The organism is Flavobacteriales bacterium (assembly GCA_016715895.1).
Lineage (GTDB): Bacteria > Bacteroidota > Bacteroidia > Flavobacteriales_F > PHOS-HE28 > PHOS-HE28.
This window is the reverse complement of record JADJXH010000004.1, coordinates 468,765-485,711: the sequence shown is the minus strand read 5'-3', so window position 1 is coordinate 485,711 and position 16,947 is coordinate 468,765. Positions and strand designations below refer to the sequence as shown.

The window sequence follows — 16,947 nt, the reverse complement described above, 5'->3', positions numbered from 1 at the left end:
GGTGCCGCCCCGGTAGCTTCGCACCATGAAGCACATCCGGACCGGCCTGTTGATCGTCCCGCTCCTGCTCACCGCCTGTGGGGACCGGGGGGGGCAGGGCGACGCCACGCCCCCCGCTGTCGATAGCACGCAGGCACCGGCCGCGATCGACCTTTCCGCCCACGACGTGCCCCTGCTGGTGACCCCGCCGGATGCCCAGCTGCTCGGAGGCCAGGCCCCGCAGGTGCGCTGGAACGAGGAGGCCGGCATCCTGGAGGTGCGGGCCGGGGACCACTTCGCTCTGGACATCGTGGAGGCCGAAGGCGACCTGTCCCGGGTGAAGGCCACGCTGGACCGCGACATGCTGCTGAAGCATGAGGTGGTGGAGGAGGGCCCCGACCACCTGATGTACCGCAGCAGCTACCCCGACCAGGACCTGGTGTTCGTGCACTTCGTGAAGGTGGTGCGGGTGGCGGGCCGGACCTTCGAGGTGGGCGACGACCCCGAGGGTCGGTTCACCGAGCAGGACGTGCGGCGCATGGTGGCCGCCGTGGCGCCGGCCCCGGCCTCCTGAAGCGGGGTAACCCCCTGCCGCTGACGCCGTAAACAGGCCGCGGAGCACCGGAACGCGCCGGACTTCGTATCATTGTCAGCTCTTCAGACCCGTACGGACATGCGCACCGCCCTCCTCTCCCTGGCCGCCTTGGTCTGCCTGCCCTCCTGGGCGGGTGTCATCGTTGTGGAAGGCCGCTACCAGGGCAAGAACCTCTTCGTGCAGAACCCCTTCTCCGAAGCCGGGGTGGGCTTCTGCGTCTTCGAGGTCACCGTGAACGACCAGATCGCCACCGACGAGATCAACTCCAGCGCGTTCGAGGTGGACCTGGGCAACTACGGGCTGAAGCTCGGCGATGCCATCACCGTGAAGATCAAGCACAAGGACGGTTGCACCCCCGTGGTGCTCAACCCCGAGGTGCTGAAGCCCAAGAGCACCTTCGACATCGTGCAGCAGTCCATCTCCCCGGAAGGGCTCTATACCTGGACCGCGACCAACGAGACCGGCGAGCTGCCCTACGTGGTGGAACAGAAGCGCTGGAACAAGTGGGTGAAGGTGGGCGAGGTGATGGGCATCGGCACCCCCGGCGAGCACAAGTACGAGTTCAAGGTGACCCCGCACAGCGGCGAGAACACCTTCCGCGTGAAGCAGGTGGACATGTCCAAGCGCAGCCGCTACAGCGAGGCGGTGAAGTTCACTGACCCCTCGGTGGCCGTGGTCACTTGGAGCCCGCCCAAGCCCAAGGAGGAGATCCTCTTCTCGGCCAACACGCTGTACGAGATCTACGACCAGTACGGCAACATCGTGAAGCGCGGCTACGCCAACAAGATCGACATCGCCTCCCTGAAGAAGGACCTCTACTACCTGAACTACGACAACAAGATGGGCGAGACCTTCATCAAGCGCTGAACCGCGGAACCTTCCGCAGGACCTGTCCCGCTTCAGCGGGATGCCGCCGATGACACAGCTGGCCCCTCCGATCTCAAGCCCCCGGCCGTTCCGGGGGCTTTCGCATTCCTGAGCACGCATGATCCGCATCGAGCACCTCGGCATCGCCGTGAAGGACCTGACCACCGCCGAGGCCGTCTACACCCGGCTGCTGGGCGTGACCCCGTACAAGCGCGAGGAAGTGGAGCGCGAGGGCGTGCTCACGAGCTTCTTCCAGGTGGGGCCCAACAAGATCGAGCTGCTGGAGAGCACGCGTCCGGATGGCCCCATTGCCAAAGCCATCGAGAAGCGCGGTGAGGGCATCCACCATGTCGCCTTCGAAGTGGATGATATCCGTGCGGAGATGGCGCGGCTGAAAGCGGAGGGCTTCACCCTGCTGAGCGATGAGCCCAAGCCCGGCGCGGACAACAAGCTGGTCTGCTTCGTGCACCCCAGGGACGCGAACGGCGTGCTCGTGGAGCTGTGCCAGGAGCAGCGCTGATCATGGCCACGCGCAAGGACACCGCGGCGTTCGTTCTGGAGCATCTGGGTCACCCCGAGCGGTTCACGGTGCGGCCGATGTTCGGTGAGTTCGCGCTCTACGCCGACGGCAAGCCGGTGGCTTTCATCTGCGACGATCAGCTCTTCGTGAAGATCATGCCGGAGAGCGCTGCGCTGGAGGGACGGTGCGAACGGGCGCCGGCCTACCCGGGCTCCAAGCCCTACTACCTTGTACCGGAGGAGTTCATCACCGGGGACCGCAGCCTGCCGGGGCTGCTGTTACGTATCGGCGACGCGCTGCCGCTGCCGAAGGCGAAGCGCAAAGCAGCCAGGAGGTGAGCAGGTAATTGGCGCGCGGAGGAGCCTGGGCGTGGCCCGTGATCCCGTAATTTCGTACGTTTGCACGTACAGAACACCGACATGATCGCCATTCCGGTCACCACCCTTCGCGACAAGATGAAGACCTACCTCGACCGTGTGACCAAGTCATTCGAGGTGATCGTGGTCTCACGCAGCGCTGATGAGAACGACTCTGTGGTGATCCTTCCGTTGAAGGAGTACAACGCGCTGGTGGAGACCAATTACCTGCTATCATCCAAGAAGAACCGCGAGCGGCTCGAGGAGTCCCTGGCCCAGTTGAAGCGAGGCGAGGTGGTGGCGCCCAAGGAATTCAACAAGCGCTCTTGAGCGGATGCGCCTGGAGTTCACGGCGCACGGCTGGGAGGACTTCTGCTATTGGCTCGATGCCGATGTGGAACAGGCGGAGCGCATTCGCGCATTGATCGCGGACATACGCCGTGACCCCTTCAAAGGCCTGGGCAAACCGGAGCCGCTGCGCCATCAACTCGCGGGCACCTGGTCGCGGCGGATCGATGGCGAGCATAGGCTGGTGTACGCGGTGAGCGGCGGCCGAGCGGACAGGAAGGTGGTCATCTTATCCTGTCGCTACCATTACGAATGACCGGATCGATGGCGTCGCCTTGATCGATCGCGATGCCTTGAAAGCGGATCCATGGATCGGTCCTTGGCGGATCCCATCGCCCATGGCGCCGGTTGTAAGACCGCCGACCTAGGCCAGCAGTCCCAACCGCTCCACCATCGCGAGCACGTCCTCCCGCCCCAGGTCGAGGTGCTCCGCGTGCAGCCCTGCGGCCCGTGCCCCGATCACGTGCTGGATGCTGTCGTCGATGAAGAGGGTGCGCGCCGGATCGGCGCCGTGCCGCTCCAGCACGTGGTGGAAGGCGGCCGCATCCGGCTTGCGCAGGCCGATCTCGCAGCTGTAGTAGGCCCCGTCGAAGAGCGCTCGGAAGTCCGCGATGCCGTTGTGCGTGGAGATGATGCGCTCGAAGGCCGGCACATGGATGGCGTTCGTGTTGCTGAGCAGCAGCAGGCGGTGGCGTTCGCGCAACCGGCGGAGCAGGTCGATCCGCTCCTGCGGGATGCGGCCCAGCATGGCGTTCCAGCAGGCATCCACCTGCTCGGCCGTGATGCCCTTCCCGTGCAGGGCCTGAATGCGCGACCGGAATCCATCGGGAGACAGGGCCCCCACCTCGAACCCGTCGAACAGGTGGTCCTGTTGCGCCTTGCTGTACAGGGCCTCGAAGCCGTCGAACCCCAGCGCATTGAACGCGGTGGCCGTGCGGTGGTAGTCCACATCGATGAGCACACCGCCCAGGTCCAGCAGAACGGTCTCGATCGAGCGGCTCATCGCGCGCAAAGGTCCATGTTCACTCGCACGGCCGAACGGCCATGATCCGAACGGAGATGCTGTCCAGGAGGAACTCGCCGCTCCCGGGCTGCCAAACATACCATGACAGGTGTTCGCCGGGCTGCGCGGCCGGCATGCGATAGGCATAGCGCCAGTGGCGCCACGATGAGGCGAACGGAAGGTCGTTCAGCCGGAACGCATAGTGGACCCGAGATGCACCGGGTGTGCCCAACGTGGTGACCACCAACGCATCGTGGCTGCTGCCCGGCAAGGGCTCACCCCGGCGCAGGGAGACCTCCAGGTGGAAGGCACGTCCGGTGGGCAGGGCTTCGGGTCCCACGCGCAACGTGGGGCCGAACGGGTGCTCCGGGCTGACGAGAAAGCGGGTCCTTCCAGCGGCATCCGGACGGGTGGCCGCATGCTCCACCCAGGGGGAGGCCAGCGTCCCCGCCCGGGCAAAGGTTCCGGTCAGCATCTCCAGGCCGCACGGTGCGTAGGGCGGAGGTTCCAGGTCTCCGCCGAGCGCACCCCGCCAGTGGCTGTTCGTGCGGAACCGGATCGCCTTCCACTTCTCGCGGTCCATGTTGAAGGGATGGATGATGCCCACGGTGTATTGCCAGGCGTGGAAGAGCTGCAGCGCGATGAACGGGACCAGTGACCAGCGGACAAGCTGTGAGGCGCGGCCGGTGAACGACCCCAGGAAGGCGGTGATGGGGATGGCGGCGATGGCCAGATGATCCAGATAGGGTCGCGGCCCGTAGCTGTCGCCGTACTCCCAGCTCCACCATGCGCTGGTGAGGTAGATCATGGCCACGGCATGCAGGACCAATGCGATGGCAGCGGGCCGGGAACAACGCCAGATCGGCCATGCCCCGGGCAGTCCCAGGAGCAGCAGGGGCCAATGGAAGAACAGCCCTTTCTGCGCGCCGGCCAGGCTCTTCCACACCTGTGGCCGCCACCAGAGGAACCCTTCGCCGCTGTAAGGACGAACGAACCAGGCCCCGCTTTGGAGCCACCATACCGTGGGCTGGATGGCCGCCAGGGCCGCGAAGAGCGCCATGCCGGGCAGCAGCGCCCTGCGCCCCACGTGGCGCCACCACCGCGCCGGCTCGACCGATCCGCCGAGGGTCACCACAGGCAGCGCCAGCAGCACGATGCCGTTCACGGGTCGCACCAGGACGACCAAGGCGAACAGCCCCGCTGAAGCGATGGTCCATCGCACGCTGGAGCCGTGCCAGGCGCGGTGCGCGCCGAGCAGCAAGAGGGCGACGGCCGCGAACGAACAGGGATGCGACATGCCGGGTGACATCACCGTGTGCACCACGAGACCGGTGCCGGCCAGAACGATGAGCAGCGATATGGCCACGGCCCCGTCCGGGAAGCCCATGCGCAGCAACAGGGCCCGCAGCGCGGCCAGCCCGATGAGGGTCCAGAGCACGCCCGCCACCGCCAGGGCGATCTGATACCGGAAGGCCCGGGCATCGGGCGGTGCGTGGACGGCAAGACCGATCGCGTGCGCCACCAGTATCATGGGGGCCTGCATCAGGGGGGTGCCCACCATGTACTTGATCACCGCTCCGTGCCCGGCCGGGACCAGGTGATCTTCCCGCGCTTCGAGGGTGTGGAGCGCCCCGGGTTCGAGGAGCATCGCCCAATGGGCATGATACCCGGCGCCGTCACTGATGATCACATCCTTCCAGGCGTTCCCTTCGTCACCCAGGATGCGCCACCGCACGGAGGCGGCCGCAAGCAGTATCCCAAGGAGGACCAGCATCAGGCGTGACCACGGCGCTCCCCGCCACATGCGGGCAAGGTATTCACCCGGGCCATGGTAGCGCTGCGCCTGTACATTCGCCGAGCTCATCGGGCCCATAGCTCAGCGGTCAGAGCAGGGGACTCATAATCCCTTGGTCGCAGGTTCAAATCCTGCTGGGCCCACGACATCAGGCGGCAGGACCAGAGGCCGAACAGGTCCTGCGAACACGTACAGGAGGAGCGGCCAGGAGCGGGGGCGGCATTTCCTTTCAATACGGATCCACCGCGAAGACCTTCACGCGCAGGTCATCCACCAGCATGCGCGCGGTGCGGTGCGGGTCCCGGAACGAGAAGCGCACCTCCTCGCCCGCGCGCAACGGGGGCAGGGGGATCGCATAGCAGAGACGGGCCCAGGTGCGGTCGTGTTCGCCGGGGAGGAGGTTCATGCGGAAGGGCTCGTAGTGGGTGGGCACCCCACCGGCCCCCTGCACGGCGATCACGCCCTGCATGGTGAAGGAGTCGCCCGCACGTTCCTCGTAGCGCATGGCCGTCACTTCCAGATGAAGAGCGCGTCCGGTGGGAATGCTCCCCGCCCGTGCGATGAAGGTGATGCCGGGCTCGTCCCCATCATACACGCACACATGCCGGCCGCTGACCGCCTCGGGCCGCGCTTCGATGCGGCCGCCGACCCAGTGGGGGCTTGGTTCCTCGAGGTTGGTGTAGGCCTTCAGCACAAGGCTCATCCCGTTCGGGTGGAAGGGCGGGGCCTGGTAGTTGCCGCCGAGCCGGTCCATGTCCGCGCGTGCGGTGCGGCCGAAGGCCCAGGCGTATTTGTGCCGGTCCATGCTTTCATGGTGGAGGATGAGATGGCGGTATTGCCAGTACTGGAACCCGTGCAGCAGGATGCAGGCCAGCATGAACGCGCGCGCCAGATCCCACCCGCGCCGCCCCGCATGCGTCAACGCCAGGGCCCAGGGCACCGCGAGCACCGCCAGATGCTCGATGTACACGCGGCTGCCGAAGCCGCTGCCGTAGTACCAGATCCACCAGCTGGCGATCACGTAGGTGTTCACCGCGAAGTAGACCAGGCCGGATCCGGCGACCACCGGTGAGCGGCGCAGGAGCGCGAACAGGGCGGCCACGGCGAGCAGCAGCACCGGGGCGTAGAGGAACAGGCCCCGGCGGAAGCCGAACAGCACGCGGAACACCTCCGGACGGTCCCAGTGGAAGCCCTCGCCGCGATAGCCCCACTCGAGCCAATGGCCCGTTTGGGCATGCCACAGCAACGGCTGAACGGCCACCACCGCGCTGAACGCGATCGCAGCGGCCACCAGATGCAGGGGATGGCCCAGGACGCGACGGACCATCGCCATTGTGCGGTCGCCCGCGACAATGGGCACGGCCAGCAGCACCAGTCCGTTCACCGGACGGATCAGCACGATGAGCCCGAAGACCGCGCCGAGCAGGACCAGCCAGCGCATGCGGTGCGCCACCGCCAGGCGATGGACCAGGTAGAGGAAAGCGGCGAAGGCGAGGAAGGAGTGCACGTGGGACCATCCCGGCTGCAGGGTGGCGTATTGCAGCAGGGGTGTGGCCGTCACGGTCGCCGTGAGCACCCACGCGACCACCGTGTCCCGCACGCCGAGGCCGGTGAGCAACGCGCGCAGCAGCAGCAGGCCGAGCAGGACGTGCACCAGACCCCCGAGCCCGATGGCCATGTACTCCCATCCGCTGCGGCCGTCCTTGGGCGCGTCGGGGCTCAGCAGGGCCACCGCATGGCCGGCCGCGAACCATGGCGCCATCATCACCGCCGTGCCGGCGAAGTACTTGTTCAGCGTGCCGTCCGGTGTGTGATGCACGTACGTGGGGTCCGCAGGCTCGTGCCCCAGATCGCCGCGGATGAACACCGCCAGCAGATACCCATAGTAGCCGCGCACATCGCTGCGCACCATGCGCTCCCACTCATACCCACTGTCGCCGAACCACCCCCACCGCACCTGGAGCACGGTGAGCACCAGCATCAGCGCGGCGATCGTGAGCGTGCTGTTCCGTGGACGCGGCAGGGGCATGATGCGGCAAATGTGCGGCGGCGCATGCGGCTATCTTGCGCCCATGGGTAAAGTGATCGTCACCGGCGGTGCGGGCTACATCGGATCGCACACCGCGGTGGAGCTGGCCGCTGCCGGTCATGTTCCCGTGCTGGTGGACGATCTGCGGAACTCCGAAGCGCGCGTGCTCGACGGACTGGCGAAGCTCATCGGGTCCCGCCCCACCTGCCACCGGGTGGACTGCACGGACCGGCAGGCGCTGGACGCGGTGTTCCGCGCGGAGGGCCCCGTGGATGGCGTGGTGCACTTCGCCGCGGACAAGGCCGTGGGGGAGAGCGTGCATGATCCCCTGAAGTACTACGCGAACAACGTGGGATCGCTGGTGGCCCTGTTGCAGGTGATGCGTGACCATGCCGTGCGCACGCTGGTGTTCTCCAGCTCCTGCACCGTGTACGGCCAACCGGACCAGCTTCCGGTCGGCGAGGATGCGCCCGACGACAACGCCCTGTCCCCCTATGGTTCCACGAAGGTGATCGGTGAGCGGATCCTGCGCGACCTGGTCGCGAGCGAGCCCGCATGGCGCGTGGTGCTGCTGCGGTACTTCAATCCCATCGGCGCGCATCCCAGTGCCTTGATCGGTGAGCTTCCCCTGGGCGTGCCGAACAACCTGGTGCCCTTCGCCACGCAGGTGGCCGCCGGGCTGCGCGACCGGCTGGTGATCCATGGAACGGACTACCCCACGCCCGATGGCTCCTGCATCCGCGACTACATCCATGTGGTGGATCTGGCGCAGGCCCATGTGAAGGCGCTGGCCTGGGCGAAAGCCCGGCAGGAGGCCACCTGCGAGGTGTTCAACCTGGGCACCGGCCGTGGCAGCAGTGTGCTGGAGGTGGTGCGCGGGCTGGAGGCGGTCACCGGCCGGCCGCTCCCGCACACCCTGGGCCCGCGCCGGGCGGGCGATGTGCCCGAGGTCTATGCCGACCCGCGCAAGGCCGTCTCCGTGCTGGGCTGGAAGGCGGAGCGCACGCTGCAGGAGGCCCTGGCCGATGCCTGGCGCTGGCAGCGGACCCTGCCGGCCAGTGACCGGTCCTGACCGGTTATCCGGGCCGTGCGGTGGACAACTGCCCGCGCTTCGCCGTGGGCGCCACGCAGCCTCCCGGCACCTTCGTCCTCATCCCCCGACCCCATGTCGCAACCGCGCAATGCCACCCAGCTCGTCGTGCTGCTCGGCGTGTTCTACGCCGTCTTCGGAGCGGTCACCTGGCTCAACAGCGTGCTGATCCCCTACCTGAAGATCGCCTGTGAGCTCACGCTTGACCAGGCCTTCTGGGTCACCATGGCCTTCTACCTCGCCTATACGGTGATGGCGCTGCCCTCCTCCTGGGTGCTGAAGCGCACCGGCTTCAAGGGCGGCATGATCACGGGTCTCCTCGTGATGGCCGCCGGCGCGCTGCTCTTCATCCCGGCCGCCCACACGCGCGCCTATGGCCTTTTCCTCACCGGCCTCTTCATCATCGGCACGGGCCTTACGCTGCTGCAGACCGCCGTGAACCCGTACGTGACCATCGTGGGACCGATCGAGAGCGCGGCGAAGCGGATGAGCATCATGGGCATCTGCAACAAGGTGGCCGGTGTGCTGGGCCCCGTGGTGCTCGCCGCCATCGTGCTGAAGGACGCGGACGCGCTGATCGCGCGGCTGGCGGGCATGGATGACGCGGCCCGGGCCCTGGAGCTCGCGGCCCTCAGCGGCCGGGTGGTGATGCCCTACACGGTGATGGCCCTCGTGCTGCTGCTGCTGGCGGTGCTGGTGCGGTGGTCGCCGCTGCCGGAGATCGCCTCCGAGGAGGAGGCCACGCATGCCGAAGGGACGCCGGGCCATGCGAGCGTGCTGGCCTATCCGCAGCTGGTCCTGGGCGTGCTGGCCCTCTTCCTGTACGTGGGGGTGGAGGTGATCGCGGCCGACACCATCGCCACCTACGGACAGAGCCAGGGCATTCCGCTGGACCGGGCGAAGTACTTCCCGGCCTTCACCCTCAGCGCCATGGTGCTGGGCTATCTGATCGGCATCGCCACGATCCCGAGGCTGTTGTCGCAGTCCACGGCGCTCACCCTTTCGGCCATCACCGGTGTGGGGATGAGCCTGCTGGTGGTGCTGACGTCGGGGTATCTGAGCGTGTTGTTCGTGGCGCTGCTGGGCCTGGCCAATGCGCTCATGTGGCCGGCGATCTGGCCGCTGGCCATCGAGGGGGTGGGCCGGCACACGAAGACCGCCTCGGCCCTGCTGATCATGGCGATCGCGGGCGGTGCGCTGCTTCCCAAGGTGTACGGGTCGCTGGTGGGACCGGCCGATGCGCCCGTGCTCGGCGATCGCCTGGCCTACGTGCTGCTGGTGCCGTGCTACCTGTTCATCGGGTGGTACGCGATGAAGGGGCACCGCCTTCGCAGCTGGCGCTGATCGACGACTAGAGCTGGATCCCCAGCACCACGCAGGTCCACGTGCTCAGAAAGCCGAGCACCGTGCCTGCGGCCACCTGGCCCGCGGTATGGCCGCCCACCAACAGACGCGCCGAGCCCAGCGCACCCGCCAGCACGATGAGCACCGCGAGCTCCAACGGCGCGAAGGTGCCATGCAGCATCTGCAGGCCGCTGAGCGCGCCGAGCAGACCACCGATGCCGACCATGTGCGCGCTGATCCGCCAACGCAGCGTCACCACCAGCGTGAGGGCCACGGCGAGCAGCACGCCGGTGAACAGCGCGTAGGTGGCCGGATGATGCGGCCCCCGGTGCAGCAGGTACAGGCACATGCCCAGGTAGAGCATCGTCATCAACAGCGGCACCACGCGCTCCTCCCGCAGCGGCATGGTGAGCCCGCTGATGGCCCCGCTGCGCCACAGCAGCACGGTGCTGGACACGGGGAACACCACCGTCATCACCGCCACCATGCCGAAGGTGAACCACTGCACGGGCGGGGGCAGGAAGAAGCTGATGTGCGGGTCGAGCCGGAAGGCGAGCACCAGGGTGAGCAGGGGCATCACCACCGGGTGGAGCACGATGGAGAGGACCTGGGCGAGGGTGCGCATGGGTCAGGGGTGAGTGGCGAGTGACGAGTGGCGAGTGGAAATGCGCCCTTCGACTCTGCTCAGGGCGGCATTCCACACGGCACTCGCTGCTCGGATCTCGCCACTCATAGCTCCTTCCTCAGCCTGGCGACCGGAATGTTGAGCTGTTCGCGGTACTTGGCCACGGTGCGGCGCGCGATGTTGTATCCCTTCTCCTTCAGCAGGGCGGTGAGCTCGTCGTCCGTCAGTGGTTTGCGCTTCTCCTCGGCATCGATGGCATCCTGCAGGATCTTCTTCACCTCGCGGGTGCTCACCTCCTCGCCGCTCTCGGTGCTCAGGCTTTCGCTGAAGAAGTACTTCAGCGGCAGCGTGCCGTAGTTCGTCTGCACGTACTTGCTGTTGGCCACGCGGCTCACCGTGCTGATGTCCAGGTGCACCTTCTCGGCGATGTCCTTCAGGATCATGGGCCGCAGCTTGGTCTCGTCGCCGGTGAGGAAGTAGTCGCGCTGGTGCTCCATGATGGCCTCCATGGTCACCAGCAGGGTGTGCTGGCGCTGCTTGATGGCGTCGATGAACCACTTGGCGGCGTCGAGCTTCTGCTTGATGAACTGCAGGGCCTCGCGCTGCTCCTTGTCCTTCTTGTGCCGCTGGTACTCGGCGATCATGTCGCGGTACTGCCGGCTGATGCGCAGCTCGGGCGCGTTGCGCCCGTTGAGGGTGAGCTCCAGCTGCCCGTCGATGGACAGCACCTGGAAGTCGGGCACGATCTCCTGCGTAGGCTTGGTCGTGTCGCGCGCGGTGTTGCCGGGCTTGGGGTTCAGGTGCACGATCACGTCCACGGCGGCCTTCAGGTCCTCCTCGGTGATCTCCATGCGCTCCACGATGCGGTCGTAGTGCTTCTTGCTGAAGGCCTCGAAGTGCCTGGCGATCACCTCGCGGGCGGTGATGGTGTCCACCTCGCGCGGGAGCCGTTCCAGTTGCAGCAGCAGGCACTCGCGCAGGTCGCGCGCGCCGATCCCCGCGGGGTCCAGGGCCTGCACCTCGCGCAGCGCCCGCTCCAGCTCCGCGGTGTCCGTGCTCATGTTCAGGGTGAAGGCCAGGTCGTTCACGATGCTGGCCAGGTCGCGCCGCAGGTAGCCGTCCTCGTCCAGGTTGCCGATGAGGTGCTGCCCCAGCAGCTCGGTGCGCTCGTCGATGTCGCGCAGGGCCAGCTGCTGCATCAGGGCCTCCTGGAAGGATGTGCCTCCGGCCAGCGGCACCTCACGTTCCTCGTCGTCGGCGCTGCGGTTGTTCACCTGCAGCTTGTAGTCCGGCGTGTCGTCGTCCGGGAAGTAGTCGCTCAGGTCGATCTCGTCCCGGTCGTCGGTGCCCGCCTCCTCGCCGTCGATGGCGCTGTCCTCGTTCTCGGCGATGGCCTGCTCCTCGGTGGGCATCTCCTCGTCGGCGCCGTCCTCGCCCTCCTCCAGGGCCGGGTTCTCCTCCATCTCCTGCTTGATGCGTTGCTCCAGCTCGGCCGTCGGCACCTGCAGCAGCTTCATCAGCTGGATCTGCTGCGGGCTCAGCTTCTGCTGCAGCTTCTGGAAAAGGCCTTGCTTCAACATCGCGGGGCGAATTTACGGGCGGTGGAACCGTTGGGGGCCGGGCATCGGTGCAACTTTGCGCCATGCGCTGGTCGATCGTCCTGCTGCTCGCCGGGGCCTGTAACCTGGCACCGGCCCAGCGTACGGACACCCTCCGTTTCACTTCGGAAGCCTTCGGTACCGAGCGCACCGTGCTGGTGCACCTGCCCGAGTTCCACCGGCTCGCGGGTCCTGAGGTCCGCATGCCGGTGTTCATCCTGCTCGATGGGCAGCACGAGTGGTTCATCGGCCCGGCCCTGAACGACATCCGCTTCCTGCAGTACACCCACGAGGTGCCCCAGGCCATCGTGATCACCGTGCCCCACGCCGACCGCGTGAAGGAGTGCGCGCCGGACAGCATCACGCAGCCGACCACGCCTTTGCTCACCATGCTCACGCAGGAGCTGCCCGGGCTGCTGACGCCCTATCACCCGGGCGACATCACCGTACTGGTGGGGCACTCCTTCTCGGCCAGTTTCGCTCTTTACGCCTACCTGGCGGCACCCGCGGCGTTCGATGCGGTGATCGCCTTGTCGCCGTTGCACCAGGTGGACCGTTCGCTGCCCCTGGTGATGGAGCGCCTGCAACACGCGAAGGATGAGCGGGTGCTGCTGGCCGTCGGGGGACCGGAACGGTTCAAGGATGGCGGTCACCATGCGGGCCTGACGAGGGCCATGCACGATGCGCTTCCCACCCGCGCGGGCGACCGGGTGTTCTTCAAGGAGTACCCGAGCGCGGGCCATACCTCCCTGCCCATCATCGCCTTCCCCGACCTGCTGGCCACGCTCTTCAGGCCCTACGCACTGCGCGATTCCCTGGCGCCGGTGGACGAGAACTACGCGCTGCTGCATGTGCCGCCGCCACCGGCGCAATTGGTGAAGGAGCTGGAGGCTTCGTGGTCCTTCCTGGGCGGCACCCTGCCATGGGACCTTGCCGAGGCCAATGGACTGCTGTCCCGCCTGGAGAACGGCGGCCACCCGGATCACGTGATCGCCTTGTTGCGCCAGGCCATCACGTTCTATCCGAACGAGTATTCCTTTCACGCCTGGCTGGGAGAGGCTCTGCTGGAACGTGATCCCGCGGCGGCACGGTCCCTGCTGATGCGTGCGCGGGAGCTGCAGGACGCCTATGCGCGCGACGATGCGGACTATGAGGGGACGAAGGCGGCGATCGAGCGGATGCTGGGACCCTGACGGGTGATCGCCGGCCGGTGGAACGCACCATCACCGCCCTTGGTGCGACAGCTGCGGATGTCGATGATCGCCGTGGGCAGGTGTGCTGAAGGCGCACGCGGCCGGGGTGCCGGATGCGTCCCCATGCCCCATCTTTGGCGCGAAGCCATCCGCGATGAAGACCCGCACCCTCTTGATCGTCCTGTTGTTCGCCCTGGCGCTCGTGCCGCGCACAGGCCGCGCGCAGGACCTTGTTCTCCAGCTGATGAACGGCACCGTGGAGCTGTACCCGACCCCGGACATCCGGAGCATCAAGTTCGATGGGGCGACGATGAAGATCCACCTGCTCAATGGGACCACCGTGTCGCACGCGTTCGTGGACGTGCGCTCCTACGCGTTCACGGACATCAACACGGGGCTGGCCGATCGGCCGGCGCGCGGTGCGCTCACCATCCATCCCAATCCGGCGGACGGGCCTGTGCTCGTGGCCCTGCCCGATGGGGGTGCGCCCTTCATCGTGGAGGTGCTGGATGCCCAGGGGCGTGTGGTGGACCGCCTGCCGGACCAGCCCGACGCCGGCAGCACCCTCGTCTACGATCCGCATCACCTGGGCGCCGGCCTGTTCCTCTTCCGGGCCACCGGCCGCGATCTTGTGCTCACCACGTCGATCCTTGTGCAATGAATCTCCGTTGGACCACCACTTCCGCAGCGATCGCCCTGGCCGGCATCGTCGCCGTCGCACAGCATGAGCACCGCGTCCACCTCCTCGGGGGCGGCGTGGTCGCCCATCCCACCACCACCATCGACAGCATCAGCTTCGAACAGGGGATGTCGCCCGCCATGCACATCCGCCTCATGGACGGTACGGTCGAGAGCCTTGAGCTGAGCACGATCGACACGGCCCACATCGCCCCCCTCACCACGTGGACCTTCGAGGATGCGCGGGACGGCAACACCTATACGGCCGTGATGATCGGCGATCAGTGCTGGATGGCCGGGAACCTGCGCTACCTGCCGATCGTGTATCCCGGCAACGCCGGAAGCACCACGGGTTGGTATTATTACGTGCATGGATACATGGGCACGGATGTGAACGCCGCCATGGGCACAGCGGAGTACCAGAACTACGGAGTGCTGTACAACTGGCCGGCCGCCATGCAGGGTGCCGCGGGCAGCGCTGCGGACCCGAGCGGCGTTCAAGGGGTGTGCCCGGACGGATGGCACCTGCCCAGCGACGAGGAGGTGAAGCGGATGGAGCGCTTCCTGGGCATGTCGTCGTCCCAGGCGGACGCAGTGGGCTATCGGGGCTCCCAGGGCCAGGGAAGCAGGTTGGCGGGTTCGGTTCAGCTCTGGTCCCCTGATGCGCTCACCGGTCATCCCTTGTTCGGCGCCACGGGGTTCGACGCCCGGCCCGGTTCGCTGCGCTCGCTCGGTGCCTTCGGTACCACGCTCAGTGAGCAGTTCGTCATGTGGACGGCCACGGACCAGGGCACGCCGGAGGCCTGGTATCGCGGCTTGAACCATACGCAGACCGGAGTGCTGCGCAACAACATCGAACGGGAGTACGGCATGTCGGTGCGGTGCGTATGCGACCAGTGAGCCGCGGTGGTCGTGTGGCGCGGGATCACAGGTCTCCCGTCCGCGTCAACCCCGGGTCTTCGCCGCCTTGCGCATCCGCCACGCCCGTTGCCACGGACGCAACGAACCCGTCTACCTGGCTTCGGCGCTCGCAGCCACCATCGCCTGCACCACCTTCGGTGCGTTGCCGATGAAGATGTCCTTCCCGATCACCACCACGGGGCGCTTCAGGAAGGTGTACTCCTGCAGGATGTATGCGCGGTAGTCCTTCTCGGTGAGCGTCATGGTGTTCAGGCCGAGCGCGCGGTACTTGAGCGCCACGCGGCTGAACAGCGCCTCGTAGCTGCCCGCCATCTTCTTCAGTTCGTCGAGCTGCCTGGCCGTGATGGGCTGCGTCTTGATGTCCTGCAGCTCGAAGCGCTTGAGCCTGGGGATCTCCTTCAGGATGCGCTGGCAGGTGGTGCAGGTGGCCAGGTGGTAGATCTTCATCATGGTCGTGTTCGCCGGATGGGTGGGCGCGGCAAAGTGAACACCGTTCCCGCGAAATGGTGCGGTCCATGCGCCGTCATCGCGGGCTGCTCAGGTGGCCCGTGATGCGCACCATCAGGTCACGGGGTGTGAAGCGGGGCGTCTGTGCGATGAGCTGGTTGCGCAGGCCCACCACCACGGTGCCCTCGCCCTGCAGCAGGGCTTCGGCCCCGCGTGCGGCGATCACCTTCGGATCCATCGGCGGGTTGGCGCTGTAGGCGTTGGTGGCCGCCATGGCGGGCGTGGTGAACTCGGTGTCCGCCGTGCCCGGGCACAGGGCGGTGACGCTGACGCCGCTGCCCGCCAGCTCCGCGCGCAGGGCCTCCGAGAAGCTGAGCACGAAGGCCTTCGTGGCCGCGTACACCGTGAAGCGCGGGAAGGGCCAGAACGCCACCAGCGAGGCCAGATTCATGATGCGGCCGCGACCCGCCGCCCGCATGTCGGCGACCGCCAGCTTGGTGAGCACCACCAGCGACCCCATGTTCAGCCGCACTATGCGCAGCTCGGCCTCCAGGTCGGTGTCCACGAACGGGCCGTGCAGGCCCATGCCGGCGTTGTTCACCAGCAGCTCCGGCTGCAGGCCTTCGGCGGACACCGCGCGGTACAGGGCCTCGGCGTTGTGCGGGTCGCTGAGGTCGGCGGGGCGTACATGCACAGCGATGCCGTGCTGCGCGCGCAAGGCGGTGGCCAGTTCCTCCAGCCGGTCGCGACGGCGGGCCACCAGGATGAGGTCGATGCCGCGTGCGGCGAGTGCAGCGGCCAGTTCCCTGCCGATGCCCGAGGAGGCACCGGTGAGCAGGCACAAGGGGCGGGGGGCGGTCGGGTGTTGCATGCCGCAAAGCACCGGCGGCGGTGCCCCGCGGAACGTTGACCTAGGTTCAGGATCGGCCCAGGGCGGCGCGCTTCATCCGGCTCAGGTATTCGGGGGTGATGCCCAGGTAGCTGGCCAGCATGTGCTGCGGCACCCGGGCGTGCACGCCGGGGAAGATGCGGGTGAGCTCGGCATAGCGCTCCTGCGGCGGCACGGTGAGCAGGCCGCGCACCCGCCGGTCCAGGTAGATGAAGTACTGCTCGGCCACCAGCCGGCCCAGCCGCTCACCGCCGCGCATGTGGGCGTAGCCCCATTCGATCGCCGCGCGCGGCATCGCCACCACCGTGGTGTCCTCCAGGGCTTGCAGCTCGTAGGCCGCCGGGGTGCGGGTGAGGTAGGCGGTGTACTCCGCGAACCGCAGGCCTTCGTAGGCCAGGTGGCTGGTGTGCTCCGTTCCGCCGCGGTCCACCAGCACCACGCGCACAAGTCCCTGGTGGATGTAGTGGACCTCGTCGATGCTGTCGCCACTGCGGCTCAGGTAGTGACGGCGTGGCACGGTGCGCACCGCACAGCGGTCCATCAGGCCGCGCAGGCTCTCCTCGTCGGGGTCGACCAGGGTGCGGATGTAGGCCGCGGCGGCGGCGAGGGCGGGGTGGGGGTCAACAGCGGGCATGGCGCACAGCGGTGCCAAGTAACGACCGGCGAGGAG

Annotated in this window: 19 protein-coding genes and 1 tRNA gene; 12 read left to right on the top strand and 8 right to left on the bottom strand. The window is 67.3% G+C overall.

From position 1 onward, the window contains the following. The first annotated feature begins 25 nt into the window (after window positions 1-25). The 6 genes from IPM49_10660 to IPM49_10635 all read left to right on the top strand — a co-directional run bounded on the left by IPM49_10660 (window position 26) and on the right by IPM49_10635 (window position 2,921). Window positions 26-553 carry a hypothetical protein gene (locus tag IPM49_10660; GenBank protein ID MBK9274983.1) on the top strand — a complete coding sequence of 176 codons (528 nt, stop codon included), beginning with the start codon at window positions 26-28 and terminating at the stop codon, window positions 551-553. 99 nt (window positions 554-652) lie between these two features. Next, window positions 653-1,441, top strand: a complete 789-nt coding sequence (locus IPM49_10655) for a hypothetical protein (protein ID MBK9274982.1) — start codon at window positions 653-655, stop codon at window positions 1,439-1,441. 118 nt (window positions 1,442-1,559) lie between these two features. Next, the gene (gene mce, locus IPM49_10650) at window positions 1,560-1,961 is read left to right on the top strand and encodes a methylmalonyl-CoA epimerase (protein MBK9274981.1); all 402 of its coding nucleotides are present in this window, start codon (window positions 1,560-1,562) and stop codon (window positions 1,959-1,961) included. A gap of 2 nt (window positions 1,962-1,963) precedes the next feature. Next, window positions 1,964-2,299 (top strand): TfoX/Sxy family protein, encoded by a 336-nt coding sequence (locus IPM49_10645; GenBank protein MBK9274980.1) that lies wholly within the window; start codon window positions 1,964-1,966, stop codon window positions 2,297-2,299. An 81-nt stretch (window positions 2,300-2,380) separates the two neighbouring features. After that, window positions 2,381-2,647: a type II toxin-antitoxin system Phd/YefM family antitoxin gene (locus tag IPM49_10640; protein ID MBK9274979.1), complete on the top strand. Its 267-nt coding sequence runs from the start codon at window positions 2,381-2,383 to the stop codon at window positions 2,645-2,647. Between the two features lie 4 nt (window positions 2,648-2,651). Beyond that, window positions 2,652-2,921, top strand: coding sequence for a Txe/YoeB family addiction module toxin (locus IPM49_10635; protein ID MBK9274978.1), 270 nt, complete (start codon window positions 2,652-2,654; stop codon window positions 2,919-2,921). A 108-nt stretch (window positions 2,922-3,029) separates the two neighbouring features. Here the strand turns inward: IPM49_10635 and IPM49_10630 are convergent, their stop codons facing one another. Both IPM49_10630 and IPM49_10625 read right to left on the bottom strand, forming a co-directional pair. Then, a complete protein-coding gene (locus IPM49_10630; protein ID MBK9274977.1) occupies window positions 3,030-3,668 on the bottom strand; it encodes an HAD-IA family hydrolase in 639 nt (212 codons plus the stop codon). Between the two features lie 19 nt (window positions 3,669-3,687). After that, window positions 3,688-5,472 carry a hypothetical protein gene (locus IPM49_10625; GenBank protein ID MBK9274976.1) on the bottom strand — a complete coding sequence of 595 codons (1,785 nt, stop codon included), beginning with the start codon at window positions 5,470-5,472 and terminating at the stop codon, window positions 3,688-3,690. Between the two features lie 61 nt (window positions 5,473-5,533). Between IPM49_10625 and IPM49_10620 the strand changes: the two genes are divergently transcribed. Continuing rightward, window positions 5,534-5,606 (top strand) — tRNA-Ile (locus tag IPM49_10620). A gap of 86 nt (window positions 5,607-5,692) precedes the next feature. Here IPM49_10620 and IPM49_10615 read toward each other — a convergent pair. Beyond that, window positions 5,693-7,492 carry a hypothetical protein gene (locus IPM49_10615; GenBank protein MBK9274975.1) on the bottom strand — a complete coding sequence of 600 codons (1,800 nt, stop codon included), beginning with the start codon at window positions 7,490-7,492 and terminating at the stop codon, window positions 5,693-5,695. Between the two features lie 43 nt (window positions 7,493-7,535). On the opposite strand from IPM49_10615, the gene galE reads away from it, so the two are divergent. Continuing rightward, window positions 7,536-8,564 (top strand): UDP-glucose 4-epimerase GalE, encoded by a 1,029-nt coding sequence (gene galE / locus IPM49_10610; protein MBK9274974.1) that lies wholly within the window; start codon window positions 7,536-7,538, stop codon window positions 8,562-8,564. A 93-nt stretch (window positions 8,565-8,657) separates the two neighbouring features. After that, on the top strand, window positions 8,658-9,926 hold the full coding sequence (locus IPM49_10605; protein ID MBK9274973.1) for a sugar MFS transporter: 1,269 nt from the start codon (window positions 8,658-8,660) through the stop codon (window positions 9,924-9,926). 7 nt (window positions 9,927-9,933) lie between these two features. On the opposite strand, the gene IPM49_10600 is transcribed toward IPM49_10605, so the two are convergent. Both IPM49_10600 and rpoN read right to left on the bottom strand, forming a co-directional pair. Then, window positions 9,934-10,551 carry a hypothetical protein gene (locus IPM49_10600; GenBank protein ID MBK9274972.1) on the bottom strand — a complete coding sequence of 206 codons (618 nt, stop codon included), beginning with the start codon at window positions 10,549-10,551 and terminating at the stop codon, window positions 9,934-9,936. 104 nt (window positions 10,552-10,655) lie between these two features. Further along, the gene (rpoN, locus tag IPM49_10595) at window positions 10,656-12,131 is read right to left on the bottom strand and encodes an RNA polymerase factor sigma-54 (protein ID MBK9274971.1); all 1,476 of its coding nucleotides are present in this window, start codon (window positions 12,129-12,131) and stop codon (window positions 10,656-10,658) included. Between the two features lie 62 nt (window positions 12,132-12,193). Between rpoN and IPM49_10590 the strand changes: the two genes are divergently transcribed. From IPM49_10590 to IPM49_10580, 3 genes are all read left to right on the top strand, one after another. Then, a complete protein-coding gene (locus IPM49_10590) occupies window positions 12,194-13,342 on the top strand; it encodes a hypothetical protein (GenBank protein MBK9274970.1) in 1,149 nt (382 codons plus the stop codon). Between the two features lie 154 nt (window positions 13,343-13,496). Next, on the top strand, window positions 13,497-14,003 hold the full coding sequence (locus IPM49_10585; protein MBK9274969.1) for a T9SS type A sorting domain-containing protein: 507 nt from the start codon (window positions 13,497-13,499) through the stop codon (window positions 14,001-14,003). Further along, window positions 14,000-14,920, top strand: coding sequence for a hypothetical protein (locus IPM49_10580; protein MBK9274968.1), 921 nt, complete (start codon window positions 14,000-14,002; stop codon window positions 14,918-14,920). The genes IPM49_10585 and IPM49_10580 overlap by 4 nt, the downstream gene beginning before the upstream one ends. 111 nt (window positions 14,921-15,031) lie before the next feature. Here IPM49_10580 and IPM49_10575 read toward each other — a convergent pair whose 3' ends face one another. From IPM49_10575 to IPM49_10565, 3 genes are all read right to left on the bottom strand, one after another. Continuing rightward, window positions 15,032-15,391 (bottom strand): hypothetical protein, encoded by a 360-nt coding sequence (locus tag IPM49_10575; GenBank protein ID MBK9274967.1) that lies wholly within the window; start codon window positions 15,389-15,391, stop codon window positions 15,032-15,034. 73 nt (window positions 15,392-15,464) lie between these two features. Next, window positions 15,465-16,259 carry an SDR family oxidoreductase gene (locus IPM49_10570; GenBank protein MBK9274966.1) on the bottom strand — a complete coding sequence of 265 codons (795 nt, stop codon included), beginning with the start codon at window positions 16,257-16,259 and terminating at the stop codon, window positions 15,465-15,467. 46 nt (window positions 16,260-16,305) lie between these two features. Next, complete coding sequence (locus IPM49_10565) at window positions 16,306-16,911, bottom strand: Crp/Fnr family transcriptional regulator (protein ID MBK9274965.1); 606 nt, start codon at window positions 16,909-16,911, stop codon at window positions 16,306-16,308. Window positions 16,912-16,947 lie beyond the last annotated feature (36 nt).